The sequence below is a fragment of the Pseudomonas sp. KT_2_4 genome, assembly GCF_041410225.1.
GTDB lineage: Bacteria > Pseudomonadota > Gammaproteobacteria > Pseudomonadales > Pseudomonadaceae > Aquipseudomonas > Aquipseudomonas paracarnis.
The window spans coordinates 4950573-4970216 of sequence record NZ_CP166962.1 but is presented as its reverse complement, the minus strand read 5'-3'; the positions used below and the strand labels follow the sequence as shown (position 1 = coordinate 4970216).

Below are 19644 nucleotides of genomic sequence, written 5' to 3'. Positions count from 1 at the left end.
CCAGAGGGGGGTAGTGCTTGATCCCTCTAAAGTGTGATTTGCATCACCAACCTGTCTGCCACAACCCTTTCGCCACGCCGACGAAGGTCGACGCGGGAAGGATGGCTGAAATTCGGCAAATCACAAGTAAAGGCTTGATATAGAGCATTGCCGCGCCCGAACGGGCGCGGCGAGAGGGTTTAGAGCGTGGACAGGAACGTGCTGTTGTTGGCCTGCCATTCGATGATGTCGACACGGATACGTTTCTTGTCGAGTTTGCCGACACTGGTCTTGGGAATTTCAGTAACAACGGCGATCTGGCTCGGGATCGCCCACTTGCTCAAATGGCCCAGCTCGACAAAAGGCTTGAGGTGTTCCTTGAGCTCTCGCGCATCGATCACATGCCCTTCACGCACCACCAACAAGGCGAAGGGCCGCTCGCCCCATTGCGGGTCGGCAATGCCCACCACCGCCACTTCCCGTACCGCCGGGTGGCGGCTGACCAGATCTTCGAGTGCCAGGGAAGAGATCCATTCGCCGCCGGTCTTGATCACATCCTTGATGCGGTCGCGGATATCAATCACACCGAAGGCATCCAGCGTGGCCACATCACCGGTGTGCAGCCAGCCACCGGCCCATAGCTCGGCGCCCTTGTGCGGCTCGTTGTAGTAACCCTCGGTCAGCCACGGCGCGCGCAGGACCAGTTCGCCCTGGGTTTCGCCATCGGCGGGTAGGAAACGACCGTCGGTGTCCATGATTGCCGCCTCGACCAACGGGCCCGGCACACCGGCCTTGATGCGGTAGGTGGTGCGCTCATCTTCGCTGCCGGCCATCAGCTCATCATTGAGGTGAGCGCAGGACACCAGCGGCCCGGTCTCGGACATGCCATACGCAGCGGTCAGCTGAATGCCACGAGCCTTGGCAGCTTCATACAGCGAACGGTTGAGGGCGCTGCCGCCGATGACGATTTTCCAGCCGCCGAAATCCACGTTCTGCGCAGCCTTGGCGTTGAGCACCATTTGCAGAATGGTCGGCACACAGTGGGAGAACGTCACCTTCTCCTTGCGCCACAGTTCCACCAGGTATTCGGGGTCGTAGCGGCCGGGGTACACCTGTTTGAGCCCGAGCATGGTCGCCACATACGGCAAGCCCCAGGCGTGTACGTGGAACATCGGCGTGATCGGCATATACACATCGTTGGTGCCCAGCAGGCGCACGCTGTCGACGCTGCCCATGATGGTCGCCACGCCAATGGTGTGCAGCACCAGTTGCCGGTGGGTGAAGTACACGCCCTTGGGGTTACCGGTGGTGCCGGTGGTGTAGAAGGTGGTGGCGACCGAGTTTTCGTCGAAATCCTCGAAGTCATAGATGGGGCTGGCCGCGGCCAGCAGGGTTTCATACTCACCCACCAGGTTGGGTAGCTCGGCGGTGAGGGTGTCACCATCGGTAATCAACAAGGTCTTGTCGACGGTGGTGAGCTGCCCGGCAATGGCCTGGTAGAGCCCCACGAACTCACTGTTGACCAGCACAAAGCGGTCTTCGGCGTGGTTCATGGTGTACAGAATCTGTTCTGGCGACAGGCGCACGTTGATGGTGTGAATCACCGCGCCGATCATCGGGATGGCGAACATGCACTCCAGGTAACGGTGGCTGTCCCAGTCCATCACCGCCACAGTATCACCAGCCTTGACCCCGGCTTCGGTCAGCACATTGGCCAGGCGCGCAACGCGCTCGATCAGCGTCGGGTAGCTGTAGCGCAGCTTGTCGCGGTAGATAATTTCTCGGGTCTTCTCGTAGCGAGTCCCGGACATCAACAGGCGCTTGATCAACAGCGGGTACTGGTACGCACCTTCTGCGGGCGGGATAACACGGGTCTGCAACATAAGAATCCCTTTAATGACTGCACGGTCTTGGCTTGAAGACCTGCACTGTAGAGCGCTTATGTTTCAGCCAAATCAGCCAAAGGAATGATTTGCAGGGACCAGCAAATGCTAGCGTTACGCCATTACCGAGGACCTAATGAGACCCAATGTGGGAGCGGGCTTGCTCGCGAATGCGGAGTGTCAGCCAGTATATCTTTGACTGAACCACCGCATTCGCGAGCAAGCCCGCTCCCACATTTGGACTGTGCTGACTTGAGAAAAGTGATTATTTCATGCTGGTAAAGGCCAGCTTCACCCCGATGGCAATCAACACCGCGCCCATGGTCCGATCAAACCAATGACCCATCTTTGCAAACCCGGCGCGCACGCGCTGCTGGCTGAACAACATGGCCACCAGGCAAAACCACAGGGCCGTGGCCACCGCCAGGTACACACCGTAACCAGCCTGTACCGCCAGCGGTGTGTGGGGGTTGATCACCACGGTGAACAGCGACAGGAAGAACAGCGTGGCCTTGGGGTTCAAGCCATTGGTCACAAAGCCTGCGGTAAACGCGCCGCGTGGGGTGCGCTCGCCCGCTTCACGGTGCAACTCGCCCTCGGCTGCAGGCTTGGCCGGCTGAGCGCGCAGGGCCTTGAAGCCGATGTACAGCAGGTACGCGGCTGCGGCCCACTTCAACGCATTGAACAGCACAATAGACTGGGACACGATCAAGCCGATACCCAGCAACGAGTAACCCACATGCAGGAAAATCGCCGAACCGACGCCCAAGGCCGTCCAGGTTCCGGCACGGCGGCCGTGGGTCACGCTTTCACGCACCACCACGGCGAAATCCGGGCCGGGGCTCGCCACTGCCAACAAGTGAATCAAGGCTACGGTCAAAAACTCGGCGACGTACATGCTCACTCCATTAAGTAACTGATTATTTCATCTGATAGGCTCGGCAGATTACGCCTTCGAACCTCGTCGCAAAAGGTACAGTTGATCATGAACAATCGCCGCGCCGTCTTCCTCGACCACCCTTCCCTGGACTTGGGCGACCTCGACCTCAGCGGTTTGCATGACTGCTTCAGCCAGCTTCAGTTGTTTGAACAGACCACGCCAGAAAATGTGCTGGAGCGCTTGCAGGGCGCCCAAGTCGCCATCAGCAATAAAATCCCGCTCACGGCGCAAACCCTGGCCGCCTGCCCCGAGCTCAAACTGATCCTGGTGTCGGCCACTGGCACCAACAATATCGACCTTGAAGCGGCCCGCGCCCACGGCATCACCGTGAGCAACTGCCAGGGCTATGGCACGCCGTCGGTGGCACAACATACGATCATGCTGCTGCTCAACCTCGCCACGCGCTTGAAGGACTATCAACAGGATGTGGCCGCTGGCAAATGGCAGCAGGCCAAACAGTTTTGCCTGCTGGACCATCCGATCGTCGAACTGGAAGGCAAAACCCTCGGCCTGCTCGGCCACGGTGAATTGGGCAGTGCCGTGGCACGCCTGGCCGAAGCGTTCGGCATGCGCGTGGTGCTCGGCGCGATACCTGGGCGCCCTGCCCGCGCCGACCGTGTGCCGCTGGACGAATTGCTGACCCAGGTCGATGCGCTGACCCTGCATTGCCCACTCAATGAACACACCCGCGACTTTATCGGCGCCCGTGAACTGGCGCTGCTCAAGCCCGGCGCGTTTATCGTCAACACCGCACGCGGTGGCTTGATCAATGAACAGGCCCTGGCCGACGCGCTGCGCAGTGGTCATCTTGGCGGCGCCGCGACTGACGTGTTGAGTGTCGAGCCGCCAGTCACTGGTAATCCGCTGCTGGCGGGAAACATTCCACGCTTGATCGTCACGCCCCACAACGCCTGGGGCAGTCGCGAAGCGCGGCAGCGCATCGTCGGCCAGCTCACGGAAAACGCCCAGGGCTTTTTCAACGGCGCCCCGCTGCGCGTCGTCAGTTGATAAACTGCGCCCCTTTTCAAGGAGCAGACTATGGATCCGCGCAGTGAAGTACTGCTTCGCCAGGCCGAACTTTTTCAAGGCAACCTGCTGCTCGTAGGTTTGCCTGCCGACGATTTGCTTGGGCGCCTGCCCAATGCCCACGGCTGGTGCTGGCATGCCGGTGACCAAGCGGCGCTCGATGCGCGCTTCGCAGAGCGCAGCCAGTTTGGCGTGACGGTGCCAGAGCGCGCCTTTGATGCGGCGGTGATTTTCCTGCCCAAGTCCAAAGACCTCACCGACTACCTGCTCAACGCCGTGGCCGCGCGCCTGCCTGGCGCTGAGCTGTTTCTGGTGGGCGAGAAAAAGGGGGGTATCGAAAGCGCCGCCAAACAGATGGTTCCGTTCGGCAAACCGCGCAAGCTCGATAGTGCACGGCATTGCCAGCTGTGGCAGGTCACCGTCGCCAACGCGCCGCACGCCGTGGAGCTTGAGAGCCTGGCACAGGTCTTCGACGTACCGCTGGCCGAAGGCCCGCTGAAGGTGGTGAGCTTGCCAGGGGTGTTCAGCCATGGTCGCCTGGACCGCGGCACCGAGTTGTTGCTGGAGCACTTGGACAAGCTGCCCAGCGGCAACCTGCTCGATTTCGGTTGCGGCGCCGGGGTGTTGGGGGCTGCGGTCAAACGCCGCTACCCGCATAACACCGTGACGATGCTGGATGTGGATGCCTTCGCCGCCGCCAGCAGTCGCCTGACGCTGGCAGCGAACGGCCTGGAAGCTGATGTGTTGACCGGTGACGGCATCGACGCCGCGCCCATGGGTTTGAACGCGATTTTGAGCAATCCGCCGTTCCATGTCGGCGTGCACACCGATTATTTCGCCACGGAGAACCTGCTGCGAAAAGCGGCGAAACACCTGGCAAAAGGTGGCGAACTTCGCCTGGTCGCCAATAGTTTCCTGAAGTACCAGCCACTGATCGAAGAGCATTTGGGCATCTGCGCAATCAAGGCCGAAGGCAACGGTTTTCGCATTTACCGCGCCAAGCGCCCCTGACGAAGGTTTGAAAAAGAACGCTTGCCGAATGGGTTTTGCCTAGGCAGAATCCGCAGCGTCCTAGGGGAGTAGTCTCCCACGAGCGCCATGCTCGTCCGGCATACGTCAACATACTTGGTCAGCAGACCATGGCGTATGCGACCCAGGAGTCCGCACAGACGGACCGGGGTTTGACAAGACCTATGACACGCACACCTTACCCGGGGCGGGAAGGCTGTACGTGTCATAGCCGTGTCGACCCGCCCCTGGAAACTACCTGATGCTGGATTCACTACTCGTTCCTACCGCAATCGTTGCCTTGGCCGAAATCGGCGACAAGACGCAACTGCTCGCACTCATCCTTGCTGCGCGCTTTCGCAAGCCCTGGCCGATCATCGCCGGTATCGTCGCCGCGACCCTGGCCAACCATGCGGCGGCCGGTGCCGTGGGCGCCTGGTTCGGGAGTTTCTTCTCGGATGCGGTGCTGCACTGGATCCTCGCCGCGAGCTTCTGCGCCACGGCGCTGTGGACTCTGGTGCCGGACAAACTCGATGATGACGAAGCCAGTACCACCCGTAAGTTCGGGCCCTTCCTGACCACCTTGATTGCATTCTTCCTCGCCGAAATCGGTGACAAGACCCAGATCGCCACGGTGATGCTGGCGGCGCAATACCCGGAACTTTGGCTGGTGATTATCGGTACCACCCTGGGCATGTTGATTGCCAACGTTCCGGTGGTGCTGGCGGGGAATTTTGCCGCGGAGAAGCTGCCGCTGACCTTGATTCGTCGCTTGGCGGCTACGGCGTTCTTCGTGCTGGCGGTTATTGCGGTGTACAAGGCCATGCAGAGCAGCGGCTGGCTGTAAACCGATCAGGGCGGGAGGAGCGGGCTTGCCCGCGATAGCGGCGTATCAGTCACTGAATCTGTTGCTGAACGGGCGTTATCGCAGGCAAGCCAGCTCCCACAGTGGTCCAGAATCAGCGCCTGGCATAGGACCCTGTGGGAGCGGGCTTGCCCGCGAAGGCGAGGTATCAGTCACTGAATGAGTCACTGCAACACCGCATTCGCGAGCGAACTCGCTGCCACAGGGCGTCGATCAGGACTTCTTGGCCTGCTGGTAGAGCGGCATTACCTTCGGAATCGCCGCCTGCAAGGACGCGATGCGGCTGTCGGAAGCCGGGTGCGTGCTCATGAATTCCGGCGGTGCGCCTTCCGAAGCCTTGGCCATCTTGCTCCACAAGGTGATGGCCGCGTTCGGGTTGTAACCAGCGCGGGCGGCCAGTTCCAGGCCGATCAGGTCGGCTTCGTTTTCATTGCTGCGGCTGTTGGGCAAGGTCATGCCGTAGTTGGCCACGGTATCGGCCAGTGCCAGGCTGTCCTGGCCGAGACCGAATATTGCCCCGGCGCCCTGCTTGGCCATCTGGATACCGTAAGCCTTGGACATGGCTTCTCGGCCGTGCTCACGCAAGGCGTGGGCGATTTCATGGCCCATCACGGCGGCCAGTTCGTCATCGGTGAGCTTGAGGTTGTCGATCAAGCCGCTGTACACCAGGATCTTGCCGCCAGGCCCGCAGTTGGCGTTCATCTCATCGCTTTTGATCAGGTTAACATCCCAGTTCCACTGGGCCGCATCCGCGCGGAAAGTCGGAGCCTGGGCGATCAGGCGCTTGGCAATGGCCTGCACGCGCTTGGCGTTGGCGCTGGTCTTGTCCAACACCCCTTTGCTGCTGGCTTCACCCAGGGTCTGCTGATAAGACTGGGCATACATCTGGTCGACTTCCTGGCTCGACAGCATGCTGAACATGTACTGCTTGCGCTCCACCCCAACGGCGCCGCCGCTGGTGGTATTGACCGACTGACAACCCGCCAGCAGCATCGCTGCAACCAAACCGCTTACCACCAATGACTTCTTCATGAACACGCTCCCTGAAAACATGGCGCGTATCGTAGGCGGTCATTGGTATCTGCGCCAGATACACCAGACGTTTAACCGCTGAATTTCAGATACATCCGAACGCGACCGGACTGGCAAAGCTCACGCCGGGGTCAGGCACTCGGGCCCATTGAGCTTCGGATCGTTGACCATATTGGCCAGCACCCGCTCGCGCAGCACGGCAGGCTCAGCCGCCAGCAGGCTCTGCAATACATGCAGCGGTGTCTCGGGGTCGAGCCAGGCGGCCTGCGCTGCCGCGTCCAGGATCAATGGCCGGCGCTGACTTTGCGCCGCTTGGGTAACCACCGCCGTACTCAGCCATACCTGCTCCTGCACCGGATACGCTTCCCACACTGCGGCAAAGAACAACGTGGAGCCCTCCCCCGGCGTGAGCCAATACGGGCGCTTGCGCTGGGTGCCGCGCCATTCGTAGAAACCGTTGGCCGGCAGCAGGCAGCGGCGCTGGCGGAACGCTTCACGGAACATCGGTTGTTCGGCCAGGGTTTCGGCGCGGGCATGGGCTGGGGTACGCGACAGGTCTGTCAGCCAAGGCGGCGTAAGGCCCCAACGGGCACGCGCCAGGGTGAGCTGGCCTTCGCTCAGGCGCTGGATCAGTACCGAATCATTGGGGGAAATGTTCCACTGGGCCTGCTGATCCGCGGGGAAGCCGGGCAAGGCAGCAAAGGCAGGGTTCCAGCGAAACAGGGCATAACGTCCACACATGGGGCAACACGACTCTTGGGGTAAACCGACCGACAGCCTAACAGACCAATACGTCGGGGAAGCTGTCGGGTTCGTCGCCGGGCAACGGTTGCGCGCCGATATAGGCAGTGATCAGCTCGCGGGCAACAGCCGCCTGATCGTTATCGACCTCCAGCCCCAGCAAGCCGAAGATCGGCAACTCGCCCGTGCCGCCGAGCAGGTGGCGCCCCACCAGATGCGCCTCGATGCCTTCACTGGCAAGCATCTGCTGCAGCAACTCGCCCTCCATCAGGTTTTCCGGTTCGTAGACTCGCTGCATGGGCGTACCTTTTTATTCGTTCCCGCTGCGCATTATTCATTTTCGCTGCGGGTTTCAAGCATCCACTCTTCACCATGAACTTGCAGGTCGAATGTGATCGGCCGGCAACACACTTGGCAGTCTTCTATATAGGTCTGGTCACCACCGGACAAATCCACCGTTGTCTCGACCTCTTCGCCACAATAAGGACAATCGTACAGCGCAGTTTCGAGCATCGCAGTCTCCCAGGTGACTTGTGCGTATAATCGCCGGTCTATTTACAGGGCTATTCTTGGCCGGCCCCTTATTCGGACCGCACCCTGACATTTCCTTTTACTTACCCTAGCCGTTTCTAACAAGAGAGCATGATGGGCGAATTCGATACCATCCGACCTTACAACGACAGCGAAGTCCCGGCAGTGCTGGCGCGCCTGTTCAGTGACAAGGCCTTTCTGGACATCCTGACCCACTTCCGCTTCCCGCGCTTTGCAGGCGCCCTGGGCTGGCTGCTCAAGCCAATGATCGCGCGCAAACTGCGCCGTGAGTTCGCTGGCGTCACCACCGTGGCCACGCTGCAGGACAAGGTCGAGTACTACGTTGACCACACCATTGACCGGGCGACCGACGGCGTGACCTATACCGGCGTCGAGCAACTGAAATCCGGCACCGCCTACCTGTTCCTGGCCAACCACCGCGACATCGTGATGGATCCGGCCTTCGTCAACTACGCCGTGTACCACGCCGGCCTGCCGACGCCGCGCATCGCCATCGGCGACAACCTGCTGCAAAAGCCGTTTGTCAGCGACCTGATGCGCTTGAACAAGAGCTTCATCGTGCACCGTTCGATCACCGGGCGAAAGGAGAAGATAGCGGCTTACAACCTGCTGTCGGCCTACATCAACCATTCGATCCGCAACGACTGCCAGTCGATCTGGATTGCCCAGGCTGAAGGCCGGGCCAAGGATGGCGATGACCGTACCGAATCGGCGATCCTCAAGATGTTCCACGTCAGCCGCAAGGACGAGCCATTTGCCGAGGTCATCCAGTCGTTGAACCTGACGCCGGTGTCCATCAGCTACGAGTACGACCCTTGCGATGCCGCCAAAGCCCGCGAGTTGTATATCCGCGCCACCACCGGTACCTACAGCAAGGCACCGGGCGAGGATGATGTGAGCATTGCCCTGGGCATTACCGGCTATAAAGGCCGGGTGCACGTGAACTTTGCGCCGCCGATCACCGAGCGTTTCGAAGACACCAAGCTGCTGGCCGTGGAAATGGACCGGCAGATCCTGGGCGGCTATCGGTTGTTCCCGGTGCACTACCTGGCATATGCGCAGTGGAGTGACGCCGACCCGCAATTGCAGGTGCCCAAGGCGGCGGACGTATTCCCTGCCGATGAGCTGGCCAAGGCCAAGGCGGAATGGGAGCGGCGCTTGAACGAGTGCCCGGCGGAGCACCGGCCTTATCTGGTGGTGCAGTATGCGACGCCGGTACGCAACCAATACCGAGTCAAGGCTGGGATCCCTCTATAAACACCCAACCCAAATATGTGAGCCCACAGGGGATATGGGGCAGGCGCTGATTCTGTGGGCAGTACATGGCCAGTGTGGGAGCTGGCTTGCCTGCGATAGCGGTGGGTCAGTTAAAGATTCAGCGGCTGATACACCGCCTTCGCGGGCAAGCCCGCTCCCACATTTGGTTTTGCAGTGGAATTAGAAGTGGGTGCTGAGCCAGGAGATGGCCAGGGCCAGGCCAAGGCAAGCAAAACCGACGCGGTACGCCAGGCGATGCGCCCGTTCGGTGCGTGTATCCAGAAACAGCATCGGCTGGTCGATAGCGCGCTCTTCGCTGCGCAGGGCCAGGTCGGCCATCGCACGCTGTGCATGCAGGCGGGTGATGAACAGCACCCAGGCGCCCGAGCAGGCAACCAACAGGGCAACAATATTAATGAGCAGTGCGGGCAGCGCCATCGCAAACCTCGGTGAACCAGTGTTCGGGTATCAGTCCAGATACACACCTGAACGACAGTCGCCTCCTGCGCCTTTAATGCTCCTTCCCCATGGACGGCTAATGTATCCAGTAATTTACGCCGTCACCTGAACGTCACCTTAACAAGCCACTCTGTTGCCCTTCGACGCTTGAGGAGCTTGTCATGCTGCATGCGCAAAACCAGGATCGGCTGTATCTGATCGCCCAGAGCGATGAACAGGAGGCGCTGATCGGCAGCCTCGCGTTCAACGTTCAGGACCGCCATTGGCTGGTGTATTGCGCCCTCGGCGGGCACCAGCATGCCGATCTGCCGGAGCTGGATGTACTCACCGGCGTGAGCATGCTGGACTTTTATGTCGATACGGCGGCATGACAAAACCACAGGCATAAAAAAACCGGGCTCAGCGATGAGCCCGGTTTTTTTGTGAGCGGCTTATTGCGCGCTGAGCAGTTGGCCGATGCTTGGGTCCTTGAACAGGCGGGTCAGGGCATCGCTGAGCACGTCGCTGACCAGCTTGGTGTTGGTTTCCTGGTTGGGCGACATGCCGAAACGCTGGTTGAGCGAGGCGGCGTAGCGGCCACTGTAACGGCGGGTGCCGGCACTGACGTCAGACTTGAAGGTGGCGCCGATGGAAGCCTCGGTCACATACAGGCCATCTTTGGGCGACTGGTATTTAAGCTCGGCCAGGGTCACGGTCAGTTGTGGTACGCCTGGCGAGTTGGTCGGCGTAAAGCCCAACAAACGCACAGCAGCTTCAGCCTGGGCCTGCAACTTGGGCAGCACATCCTGGCCGGTCACCGAAATCAGTGCGGTCTCCGGGTACAGGCCGCCACGCGAGCCCAGGGTCGGCGACGGACGACCGTCGACCACGCGCACCGACACCGGCTGGCCATGGCCTACCGCAGCCAACGGCGCAGTGACTTTAGGTTGCGGGCTGAGTTGTTGCGGGCTGTTGGCGCAGCCGACAAGGGTCAAACTGGTCACAGTGATCAAACCGAACAACAGGCGTTGCAACATCGCATTTCTCCAGGACTAGGTGCAGACAGGTCGCCAGTATAACGGTGCACGCGCGCCACTCACCAGCGATCCTGAACGACGACTGAAGCCCCGGTGCAAATTACAAATTCGCATAAATTCGTCACCCCAGTGTCATGCCACACTGGCAACCTTCAAGCATGTAACACACCAGGTACACAGCCATGCGCCTTCTCAAGACCCTGTTCATGTCACACACCCGCCATCGTCACTTTGCCTTGCTCGATGCCAAAGGCCATTGCCAGGCATTCAAGCAGTGCAGCCTGCCGCCCGTCGGTGAAGGCTGGGTGGAAGTGACCGAGACTCACCTGGGCTGGATGCACCGCCCACTGCCGGCCAGCGCCCGGGTCAGCCCGCAGGTTTTTCGCGCACAACATCGGCAAGCGTTGGCCTCCTGACCGGGACCCGAATAAAAGTCATAAAACACGCCCATTTCCTTGGCGTTCTTCGCTACAATCTCCCCCCGATTATAAGGACGTCTCCTGATCGGGCCCCGCAGCATCGTTAATGCCCAGGCATTAGCCCCCAAAATCGCCCACAGAGAGCCGCCCACACAGATCGAGTGAAGCTGGCGTGCTTGCTGTTTCCTTTGCAAACCACCCCGTCTTTTATCGAATCTGCCAGAGCTGCCATTGCGCTCGGCCACTTGAGTTGTTTGCCCGTTTTGCCGCGTGTCGGCAGAGGTTTACGGGCCAGGTGCCAGGCTGGGGCAGCCCTTTTTTGAGGTTCACGTCTTCAAAAGAGCGTGAAAAAACGGGTTTTCACAACTTCACAAGAGTGTGGCGAGCAAATGAATAGTTTGGCGTTTGTACAAGCACCATCAGCGTCTGGGTCAGCCCAATTACACAGGATCGAGCACGCCTCAAAAACCGGAGCTTGAGCCTGTCCGCTACGGATTGGTTGCACGAATCGCACGCTTTGACCATAAGTCGAATTGCCACAGGCGCCCATGAATGCGTTCATAGGCAGATTAGCCCGGCAGGAAGCGTGTGCTGAAGTTGCAAAGAATTGCGAAACGGACATGGCGATCCTGGCCATGGGTAACCTGGGGCAACACGTGAATCGCCCCGTCACTCCTGGCAGCCATGCCGTCAATTTGGTGCTGCAGATTTTGGAGACGCGTTAAATGGCGCATAACGAAGCAGTCGACGTAGTACTGGTAGGGGCCGGCATCATGAGTGCCACCCTGGCCGTACTGCTCAAAGAGCTCGACCCCAGCCTCACGCTGGAAGTCGTTGAGCTGATGGACTCGGGTGCCGCGGAGAGTTCCAACCCGTGGAACAACGCCGGCACCGGCCATGCCGGGCTGTGTGAGCTGAACTACACGCCACAGGCCGCCGATGGTTCCATCGACATCAAGAAAGCCGTGCACATCAACACCCAGTTCGAGGTGTCGAAGCAGTTCTGGGCTTACCTGACCAAGAAAGGCACCTTTGGCTCGTCCAAGTCGTTCATCAGCCCGGTGCCGCACCTGAGCTTCGTGCAGGGCGACAAAGGCGTGTCCTTCCTCAAGAAGCGCTTTGAGACCCTCAGCCAGCACCACGCGTTTTCGGACATGCACTACACCGAAGACCGCAGCGAAATGGCCGAGTGGATGCCGTTGATGATGCCGGGCCGCCCGCTCGACGAGAAAATCGCCGCCACCCGCGTGATGAACGGCACCGACGTCAACTTTGGCGCCCTGACCAATCAGCTGCTCAGCCACCTGACCAGTTCGCCAGACGCCCAGGTCAAGTACTGCAAGCGCGTAACCGGCCTCAAGCGCAACGGCGCAGGCTGGACCGTGAGCATCAAGGACGTCAACAGCGGTAACAGCCGCGACGTCGATGCCAAGTTCGTGTTCCTCGGCGCTGGCGGTGCGGCGCTGCCGTTACTGCAGGCTTCGGGCATCGAAGAGAGCAAAGGCTTCGGCGGCTTCCCGGTGAGCGGCCAGTGGCTGCGTTGCGACAACCCGGAAGTGGTCAAGCAGCACCAGGCCAAGGTCTACAGCCAGGCTGCCGTGGGCTCGCCGCCGATGTCCGTGCCGCACCTGGACACCCGCGTGGTGGATGGCAAGAAATCCCTGCTGTTCGGGCCATACGCCGGTTTCACCACCAAGTTCCTCAAGCACGGCTCGTTCCTTGACCTGCCGATGTCGATTCGCGCCGGCAACATCGGCCCGATGCTGGCCGTGGCCCGCGACAACATGGACCTGACCAAGTACCTGGTCAGCGAAGTGCGCCAGTCCATGGAACAGCGCCTGGAATCCCTGCGTCGCTTCTACCCCGAGGCGAAAGCCGAAGACTGGCGCCTGGAAGTGGCCGGCCAGCGCGTGCAGATCATCAAGAAAGACCCGAAGAAAGGCGGCGTGCTGCAGTTCGGCACCGAACTGGTCGCGGCCAAGGACGGTTCGCTTGCGGCACTGCTGGGCGCGTCTCCAGGCGCTTCGGTCACGGTCTCGATCATGCTGGAGCTGATCGAGCGCTGCTTCCCGGAGAAAGCCGCCGGCGAATGGGCTACCAAGCTGCATGAGATCTTCCCGGCACGCGAGAAAGTGCTGGAGACGGACGCCGAGCTGTATCGCAAGCTCAACACGCAGAACAACATCAGCCTGGAGCTGGTGGAGCAAAGCAACGAGGCTGAAAGCTACGCGTGAGGTCGTGACGCAGAGCGTCACAGAATGCATTCCCACGCAGAGCGTGGGAACGAGCGCGAAACGCCCCGGCCTCTCATGAGGCCGGGGCGTTTTTTTGTGGCTCGGATAATCAGCCGCGGGCGTTGTCGATCAGCTCGATGTATTCGGCGGCGTTGCGCTGGTCTTTGATCAGGTCGACGAAGGTCTGGCCATGCTCGTCCTTGCCGTCCAGGTCCAGGCCTGCTTCTTTGAAAAAGCCCAGGAAACGCTCGAAGTCGTCGATACGCAGGCCGCGATAGGCCTTGATCAGTTTGTGCAGGGACGGCGACGTCGCATCAACCGGCTCGAAGTCCAGGAACAACTTGATCTGGTCGTCACCGATTTCGTCGCCAATCACCTGTTTCTTATCTTTACGCATTACCGACTCCAGCCTGCAGACATTTACACGGGGCTTGAAGTCTACCTGCGCGACGCCGGCTTCGAAAGCGGTGAGAAAGCAATGTGGGACGGGGCTTGCTCAGTCGAACTGGGCAAGCATCCAGCGATGATACTCAGCCATACCTGCCTCGCCTTCACGGGGAGCCCAGTCGGCCAGCTCACCCTCACCCACAGCGCGGTAAGGGCCAGCCTTGCACTCAAACATCACGCTGTCCGGCTCAAGCACTACCAGGCCATGGAACACGCCGGGCGACAGGTCGACGCCCTGGCATTCCCCGCCCGCTTCCAACACACGCGTGCTCAACACTTCCCCCGTCTCGCTGAAAATCAGGATTCCCAGACGCCCTTTGAGCACCAGCAACGTCTCCGCCTTATCGGCACTCAGGTGACGGTGAGGCTGTACATAGGTGCTGGGCTGCAAACCCACCGCCATGCGATGACAAGGCTCTTGCATCTCATGGAAGTTAACGTTTTGACGACCACGGGGATTGGCGGCCGCTTTCTCGGCCAACTCGGCAAACAGCGTCTGATCAAGAAAGCGGGCCATCGATTACATTCCTTTAACGGCGTAGATGCCATTGGCATTACGCCAGTAGCCCTTGTAGTCCATGCCATACCCGAAGATATAACGGTCGACGCACGGCAACCCGACAAAGTCGGCTTTCAGCTCTGGGCGCGCCTTGCGGTCGTGGTCTTTGTCGATCAGCACGGCGGTGTGCACTTTGCGTGCGCCGGCATGTTTGCAGAAATCGATGATAGCGCCCAGGGTGTGACCTTCATCGAGAATGTCATCGATGATCAACACATCGCGGTCGATGAACGACACTTCCGGCTTGGCCTTCCAGAACAAGTCGCCGCCGCTGGTCTCATTGCGATAGCGGGTGGCGTGCAGGTAAGAGGCTTCCAGCGGGAACTGCAGGTGAGTCAGCAATTTACCGGCGAAGATCAGGCCACCGTTCATCACGCAGAAGACCACCGGGTTGGTGTCGGCCATTTCGCGGGTGATGTGCTCGCCGACCTTGGCGATTGCTGCTTCGACCTGCGCTTCGGTGTACAGGCAGTCAGCCTCGTGCATGATTTGACGGATATGCTCGAGATCAGCAGACATGGCGCTCTCCAAGGGGGTGCTGTGGCAAGAAAAGCGGGCGAAGGTACGCTTCTCGTGCGCTCCAATCAAGCCTTTATGGACTAACGTACTTGATGTCTATAGGACAACACCCTCGGATAGATTAATCTAGGCCGGTTTTTTTGCCCGCCGCCGGAGCCTTTCCTATGCCCACTCGCGAGATCCGCCACCCGCTGATCCGACACAAACTCGGCCTTATGCGCCGTGCCGACATTAGCACGAAGAACTTCCGTGAGCTTGCTCAGGAAGTCGGAGCGTTGCTCACTTACGAAGCCACCAAGGATTTGCCCTTGGAAACCTACGAGATCCCCGGTTGGGCCGGTCCCGTACAGGTGGAGAAAATCGCCGGTAAGAAAATTACCGTCGTCCCTATCCTGCGCGCCGGTATCGGCATGCTTGAAGGTGTACTCAGCCTGATTCCGGGCGCCAAGGTCAGCGCCGTGGGCGTGGCCCGCAATGAAGAAACGCTGCAGGCCCACACCTACCTGGAAAAACTCGTCCCGGAAATCAACGAGCGCCTGGCCATGATCATCGACCCGATGCTCGCCACCGGCAGTTCCATGGTCGCCACCATCGACCTACTGAAAAAAGCCGGTTGCCGGGACATCCGCGCCATGGTGCTGGTGGCCGCGCCCGAAGGCATCGCCGCCGTCGAGAAGGCCCATCCGGATGTACAGATCTACACCGCATCCATCGATGAGCGCCTGAATGAACACGGCTACATTATCCCGGGCCTGGGCGATGCCGGTGACAAGATCTTCGGCACCAAGCAGAAGGACGCGTGAGCATGCAGGATGAATTCAACGACCCGCTTTGGCGCCAGATCCTGTCTGGCGCACAAATGCTCTTCGTAGCATTTGGCGCGTTGGTGTTGATGCCGCTGATCACAGGTCTTGATCCAAACGTCGCGCTGTTTACCGCAGGCCTGGGCACGTTGTTGTTCCAGGTGGTGACAGGGCGGCAGGTGCCGGTATTTTTGGCATCGAGCTTCGCGTTCATCACCCCGATCATTCTCGCCAAGGGCCAGTTCGGCCTGGCGGCGACCATGGGCGGCGTGATGGCGGCGGGTTTCGTCTATACGTTCCTGGGACTGGCCGTGAAGGTCAAGGGCACCGGTTTTATCGACCGGCTGCTGCCGCCCGTGGTGATTGGCCCAGTGATTATCTCGATCGGCCTGGCCATGGCGCCGATTGCCGCCAACATGGCCATGGGCAAGTCTGGCGACGGTGCAGAGCTGATCCACTATCAGACGGCGATGCTGATCTCGATGCCAGCGCTGCTTACCACTTTGATCGTGGCGGTGTTCGGCAAGGGCATTTTCCGCCTGGTGCCGATCATTTCCGGCGTGCTGGTGGGTTTTGCCATGTCGTTCTACTTTGGTGTGGTCGACACGGCGAAGATCGCCGCCGCCCCCTGGTTCGCCCTGCCCCACTTCACCGCGCCGGAGTTCAACTGGCAGGCCATCCTGTTTATCGTCCCGGTGGCCCTGGCCCCGGCGATCGAGCATATCGGGGGGGTGATTGCGGTAGGCAGCGTGACCGGCCGCGATTACCTGAAAAAGCCTGGCCTGCATCGCACGCTGCTGGGTGACGGTATCGCCACCACGGCTGCCGGCATGTTTGGCGGCCCGCCGAACACCACCTACGCCGAAGTGACCGGCGCCGTGATGCTGACCAAGAACTACAACCCGAAAATCATGACCTGGGCGGCAGTGTTTGCCATCAGCCTGGCGTTCATCGGCAAGTTCGGCGCGCTGCTGCAGAGCATCCCGGTGCCGGTGATGGGCGGGATTCTGTGCCTGCTGTTCGGCTCGATTGCCGCGGTGGGGATGAACACGCTGATTCGCCACAAGATCGATCTGGGCGAGGCGCGCAACCTGGTGATTGTGTCGGTAACCCTGGTGTTCGGGATTGGCGGTGTGCTGGTGGGTACCGGCACCGGCCCGGATGATTTCGGCCTCAAGGGCATCGCCCTGTGTGCAGTGGTGGCAATTGGTTTGAACTTGCTGCTACCGGGCAATGATGGCTGGAAGAACAAGAAGCCGGATGAGCCGCTGCTGTAACTGACTAAACGCAAATCAGTGTGGGAGCTGGCTTGCCTGCGATAGCGGTGTATCAAACGACAGATAGGTCGACTGTTACACCGTCATCGCAGGCAAGCCAGCTCCCACATTTGATTTTCAGCGTCTGTTAGAGCTCACCGAGCCCGTCGATCAGCGCCTGGCTCTGCTCCGGCGTCCCGATGCTGATCCGCAGGAACTGGGCAATCCGCTCCTGCTTGAAGTGCCGCACGATCACCCCTTGCTCACGCAACTTGGCGGCCAGCCCTGCAGCGTCATGCCGCGGGTGACGGGCGAAGATGAAGTTCGCTGCCGATGGCAACACCTCGAATCCCTTAGCTTCCAATTGCGCGACGACCTGGTTGCGGCTGTCGATCACCCACTGGCAGGTTTTCTCAAAGTATTCACGGTCGTCAAACGCGGCCGCCGCGCCAACAATCGCCAACCGATCCAACGGGTAGGAGTTGAAGCTGTTCTTGACCCGCTCCAGCGCCTCGATCAGGTCTGGGTGGCCCACAGCCAGGCCCACACGCAAACCGGCCAGTGAGCGCGATTTGGACAGGGTCTGGGTCACCAGCAGGTTCGGGTAACGGTCGACCAGGCTGATGGCAGTTTCGCCGCCGAAGTCGATATAGGCTTCATCGACCACCACCACCGAGTCCGGGCTGGCCTTGAGGATCTGCTCCACCGCGTCCAGCGCCAGTACGCAGCCGGTGGGCGCGTTAGGGTTGGGGAAGATGATCCCGCCGTTGGGCCTGGCATAGTCAGCTGCCCGAATCTGGAACTGTTCGTCCAGTGGCACCGCGTCGAACGTAATGCCGTACAGGCCGCAGTACACCGGGTAGAAGCTGTAGCTGATATCCGGGAACAGCAGCGGCAGATCGTGCTGGAACAGGCCATGGAAGATGTGCGCCAGGACTTCGTCAGAACCGTTGCCGAGGAACACCTTGCCGGCATCGATCCCGTAATACCTGGCCACGGCCTGCTTGAGCAGGTCGCTGTTGGGGTCCGGGTACAGGCGCAAGTTGTCGTTCAACTCGGCCTGCATTGCCGCCAGCGCCTTGGGGGATGGGCCGTAGGGGTTTTCGTTGGTGTTGAGCTTGACCAGTTTGGTCAGCTTCGGTTGCTCACCGGGTACGTAAGGCACCAGGTCCTTGACGAAAGGGCTCCAGAATTTGCTCATGCCTTACGCTCCCTTGACGATGCGGTATTCAGCGCTGCGTGCGTGCGCGCTGAGGGATTCACCACGGGCCAGCACCGAGGCGGTCTTGCCCAGCTCGGAAGCGCCTTGTGGCGAGCAGAAGATAATCGACGAGCGCTTCTGGAAGTCGTACACCCCAAGCGGCGACGAGAAACGCGCAGTGCCGGAGGTGGGCAACACGTGATTGGGGCCGGCGCAATAGTCGCCCAGGGCTTCGCTGGTGTGACGGCCCATGAAGATCGCCCCAGCGTGACGGATCGATGGCAACCAGGCCTGTGGGTCCGCCACGGACAGCTCCAGGTGCTCCGGCGCGATGCGGTTGGCCACCTCAATGGCCTGCTCCATGTCACGCACCAGAATCAGCGCACCACGGCCGTTGATCGACTTCTCGATGATCTCGGCACGCTCCATGGTCGGCAGCAGCTTATTGATGCTGGCGGCGACCTTGTCGAGGAACTCGGCATCGGGGCTGACCAGGATCGCCTGGGCGTCTTCATCGTGCTCCGCCTGGGAGAACAGGTCCATGGCGATCCAGTCCGGGTCGGTCTGGCCGTCACACACCACGAGGATTTCCGAGGGCCCGGCGATCATGTCGATACCGACCTGGCCAAACACATGGCGCTTGGCAGTCGCGACGTAGATATTGCCGGGACCGACCACTTTATCGACCTTCGGCACGCTTTCGGTGCCATAGGCCAGCGCTGCAACGGCCTGGGCGCCACCAATGGTGAATACCCGGTCGACACCGGCGATGCAGGCGGCAGCCAGCACCAGCTCGTTGATCTCGCCACGGGGGGTCGGCACCACCATGACCACTTCGGTCACGCCGGCGACTTTGGCCGGGATCGCATTCATCAACACCGACGATGGATACGACGCCTTACCGCCCGGCACGTACAGGCCGGCGCGGTCCAGTGGCGTGACCTTCTGGCCCAGCACAGTGCCGTCGGCCTCGGTGTAGCTCCAGGAGTCCTGCTTCTGTTTTTCGTGATAGCTGCGTACCCGCGCCGCAGCGACTTCGAGGGCTTCGCGCTGCGGTGCGGTGATGCGCGTCAGCGCCAGCTCCAGGCGTTCACGCGGCAGGATCAGGTCAGCCATGGACTGCACGTCCAGGCCGTCGAACTGGCGGGTGAAATCCACCAGCGCAGCATCACCGCGCTCACGCACGGCCTTGATGATGTCGAGCACCCGCTGGTTGACCGAGTCGTCAGACACGCTTTCCCAGCTCAGCAGATGATCCAGATGATGGGCGAAATCCGGGTCGGCAGCGTTGAGTCGGGCAATTGCAGTGGACGTGGTCATAGCGAGGGCCTCAATAGAATTGGCAAAAACTCAGGCGCCCTAAACTAGCAGTCGTTTCCGCTTGGGCACCTGAGAATTCTGGCTATGAGGCGGATAGACGGGCGCAGCTCTTCAGCTACGCGGGTGAG

The 19644-nt window shown here is 60.5% G+C and carries 22 protein-coding genes and 1 riboswitch; of the genes, 9 read left to right on the top strand and 13 right to left on the bottom strand.

The features are described from left to right. Window positions 1-179: 179 nt before the first annotated feature. Both AB9N64_RS22905 and AB9N64_RS22900 read right to left on the bottom strand, forming a co-directional pair. On the bottom strand, window positions 180-1862 hold the full coding sequence (locus tag AB9N64_RS22905) for a fatty acid--CoA ligase (protein WP_014716958.1): 1683 nt from the start codon (window positions 1860-1862) through the stop codon (window positions 180-182). A gap of 265 nt (window positions 1863-2127) precedes the next feature. Then, window positions 2128-2760 carry a LysE family translocator gene (locus AB9N64_RS22900; RefSeq protein ID WP_014716957.1) on the bottom strand — a complete coding sequence of 211 codons (633 nt, stop codon included), beginning with the start codon at window positions 2758-2760 and terminating at the stop codon, window positions 2128-2130. 84 nt (window positions 2761-2844) lie between these two features. Between AB9N64_RS22900 and AB9N64_RS22895 the strand changes: the two genes are divergently transcribed. From AB9N64_RS22895 to AB9N64_RS22885, 3 genes are all read left to right on the top strand, one after another. Next, entirely contained in the window at window positions 2845-3810 is a 966-nt protein-coding gene (locus AB9N64_RS22895; RefSeq protein ID WP_058409900.1) for a 2-hydroxyacid dehydrogenase, read from the top strand. A 30-nt stretch (window positions 3811-3840) separates the two neighbouring features. After that, window positions 3841-4839 (top strand): class I SAM-dependent methyltransferase, encoded by a 999-nt coding sequence (locus AB9N64_RS22890; RefSeq protein ID WP_014716955.1) that lies wholly within the window; start codon window positions 3841-3843, stop codon window positions 4837-4839. 51 nt (window positions 4840-4890) lie between these two features. After that, a riboswitch (yybP-ykoY riboswitch) is annotated at window positions 4891-5010 on the top strand. 88 nt (window positions 5011-5098) lie between these two features. Next, entirely contained in the window at window positions 5099-5683 is a 585-nt protein-coding gene (locus tag AB9N64_RS22885) for a TMEM165/GDT1 family protein (RefSeq protein WP_371359676.1), read from the top strand. A gap of 231 nt (window positions 5684-5914) precedes the next feature. Here AB9N64_RS22885 and AB9N64_RS22880 read toward each other — a convergent pair whose 3' ends face one another. The 4 genes from AB9N64_RS22880 to AB9N64_RS22865 all read right to left on the bottom strand — a co-directional run bounded on the left by AB9N64_RS22880 (window position 5915) and on the right by AB9N64_RS22865 (window position 7987). Beyond that, the gene (locus AB9N64_RS22880; protein ID WP_200599245.1) at window positions 5915-6733 is read right to left on the bottom strand and encodes a M48 family metallopeptidase; all 819 of its coding nucleotides are present in this window, start codon (window positions 6731-6733) and stop codon (window positions 5915-5917) included. Window positions 6734-6853: 120 nt separating this feature from the next. After that, complete coding sequence (locus AB9N64_RS22875; RefSeq protein ID WP_014716952.1) at window positions 6854-7474, bottom strand: SOS response-associated peptidase; 621 nt, start codon at window positions 7472-7474, stop codon at window positions 6854-6856. 37 nt (window positions 7475-7511) lie between these two features. Continuing rightward, on the bottom strand, window positions 7512-7772 hold the full coding sequence (locus tag AB9N64_RS22870) for a putative signal transducing protein (protein ID WP_014716951.1): 261 nt from the start codon (window positions 7770-7772) through the stop codon (window positions 7512-7514). 32 nt (window positions 7773-7804) lie between these two features. Further along, entirely contained in the window at window positions 7805-7987 is a 183-nt protein-coding gene (locus tag AB9N64_RS22865; protein WP_014716950.1) for a CPXCG motif-containing cysteine-rich protein, read from the bottom strand. A 132-nt stretch (window positions 7988-8119) separates the two neighbouring features. On the opposite strand from AB9N64_RS22865, the gene AB9N64_RS22860 reads away from it, so the two are divergent. Next, window positions 8120-9283, top strand: coding sequence for a 1-acyl-sn-glycerol-3-phosphate acyltransferase (locus tag AB9N64_RS22860; RefSeq protein ID WP_371359675.1), 1164 nt, complete (start codon window positions 8120-8122; stop codon window positions 9281-9283). Window positions 9284-9463: 180 nt separating this feature from the next. On the opposite strand, the gene AB9N64_RS22855 is transcribed toward AB9N64_RS22860, so the two are convergent. Next, a complete protein-coding gene (locus AB9N64_RS22855; RefSeq protein WP_014716948.1) occupies window positions 9464-9721 on the bottom strand; it encodes a hypothetical protein in 258 nt (85 codons plus the stop codon). Window positions 9722-9903: 182 nt separating this feature from the next. Here AB9N64_RS22855 and AB9N64_RS22850 point away from each other — a divergent pair, with 182 nt between their 5' ends. Continuing rightward, a complete protein-coding gene (locus tag AB9N64_RS22850; protein WP_014716947.1) occupies window positions 9904-10113 on the top strand; it encodes a hypothetical protein in 210 nt (69 codons plus the stop codon). A 60-nt stretch (window positions 10114-10173) separates the two neighbouring features. Here the strand turns inward: AB9N64_RS22850 and AB9N64_RS22845 are convergent, their stop codons facing one another. Then, window positions 10174-10758 (bottom strand): YajG family lipoprotein, encoded by a 585-nt coding sequence (locus AB9N64_RS22845; protein WP_014716946.1) that lies wholly within the window; start codon window positions 10756-10758, stop codon window positions 10174-10176. 182 nt (window positions 10759-10940) lie between these two features. Between AB9N64_RS22845 and AB9N64_RS22840 the strand changes: the two genes are divergently transcribed. Together AB9N64_RS22840 and mqo are read left to right on the top strand one after the other, a co-directional pair. After that, complete coding sequence (locus tag AB9N64_RS22840) at window positions 10941-11174, top strand: hypothetical protein (protein WP_014716945.1); 234 nt, start codon at window positions 10941-10943, stop codon at window positions 11172-11174. 728 nt (window positions 11175-11902) lie between these two features. Continuing rightward, on the top strand, window positions 11903-13411 hold the full coding sequence (gene mqo, locus AB9N64_RS22835; RefSeq protein WP_014716944.1) for a malate dehydrogenase (quinone): 1509 nt from the start codon (window positions 11903-11905) through the stop codon (window positions 13409-13411). Between the two features lie 109 nt (window positions 13412-13520). On the opposite strand, the gene AB9N64_RS22830 is transcribed toward mqo, so the two are convergent. The 3 genes from AB9N64_RS22830 to AB9N64_RS22820 all read right to left on the bottom strand — a co-directional run bounded on the left by AB9N64_RS22830 (window position 13521) and on the right by AB9N64_RS22820 (window position 14936). Further along, window positions 13521-13808 (bottom strand): PA4642 family protein, encoded by a 288-nt coding sequence (locus AB9N64_RS22830; RefSeq protein ID WP_003188614.1) that lies wholly within the window; start codon window positions 13806-13808, stop codon window positions 13521-13523. Between the two features lie 99 nt (window positions 13809-13907). Then, window positions 13908-14375, bottom strand: coding sequence for a WbuC family cupin fold metalloprotein (locus AB9N64_RS22825; protein WP_020301262.1), 468 nt, complete (start codon window positions 14373-14375; stop codon window positions 13908-13910). 3 nt (window positions 14376-14378) lie between these two features. Next, window positions 14379-14936 carry a hypoxanthine-guanine phosphoribosyltransferase gene (locus AB9N64_RS22820; protein ID WP_153838886.1) on the bottom strand — a complete coding sequence of 186 codons (558 nt, stop codon included), beginning with the start codon at window positions 14934-14936 and terminating at the stop codon, window positions 14379-14381. 164 nt (window positions 14937-15100) lie between these two features. On the opposite strand from AB9N64_RS22820, the gene upp reads away from it, so the two are divergent. Together upp and AB9N64_RS22810 are read left to right on the top strand one after the other, a co-directional pair. After that, window positions 15101-15739 carry a uracil phosphoribosyltransferase gene (gene upp / locus AB9N64_RS22815; RefSeq protein WP_003188608.1) on the top strand — a complete coding sequence of 213 codons (639 nt, stop codon included), beginning with the start codon at window positions 15101-15103 and terminating at the stop codon, window positions 15737-15739. Between the two features lie 2 nt (window positions 15740-15741). Beyond that, window positions 15742-17016, top strand: a complete 1275-nt coding sequence (locus tag AB9N64_RS22810) for a uracil-xanthine permease family protein (protein WP_003188606.1) — start codon at window positions 15742-15744, stop codon at window positions 17014-17016. A 127-nt stretch (window positions 17017-17143) separates the two neighbouring features. On the opposite strand, the gene hisC is transcribed toward AB9N64_RS22810, so the two are convergent. Together hisC and hisD are read right to left on the bottom strand one after the other, a co-directional pair. Beyond that, entirely contained in the window at window positions 17144-18196 is a 1053-nt protein-coding gene (gene hisC, locus AB9N64_RS22805; protein WP_371359674.1) for a histidinol-phosphate transaminase, read from the bottom strand. 3 nt (window positions 18197-18199) lie between these two features. Further along, window positions 18200-19516 (bottom strand): histidinol dehydrogenase, encoded by a 1317-nt coding sequence (hisD, locus tag AB9N64_RS22800; RefSeq protein ID WP_014716941.1) that lies wholly within the window; start codon window positions 19514-19516, stop codon window positions 18200-18202. Window positions 19517-19644 lie beyond the last annotated feature (128 nt).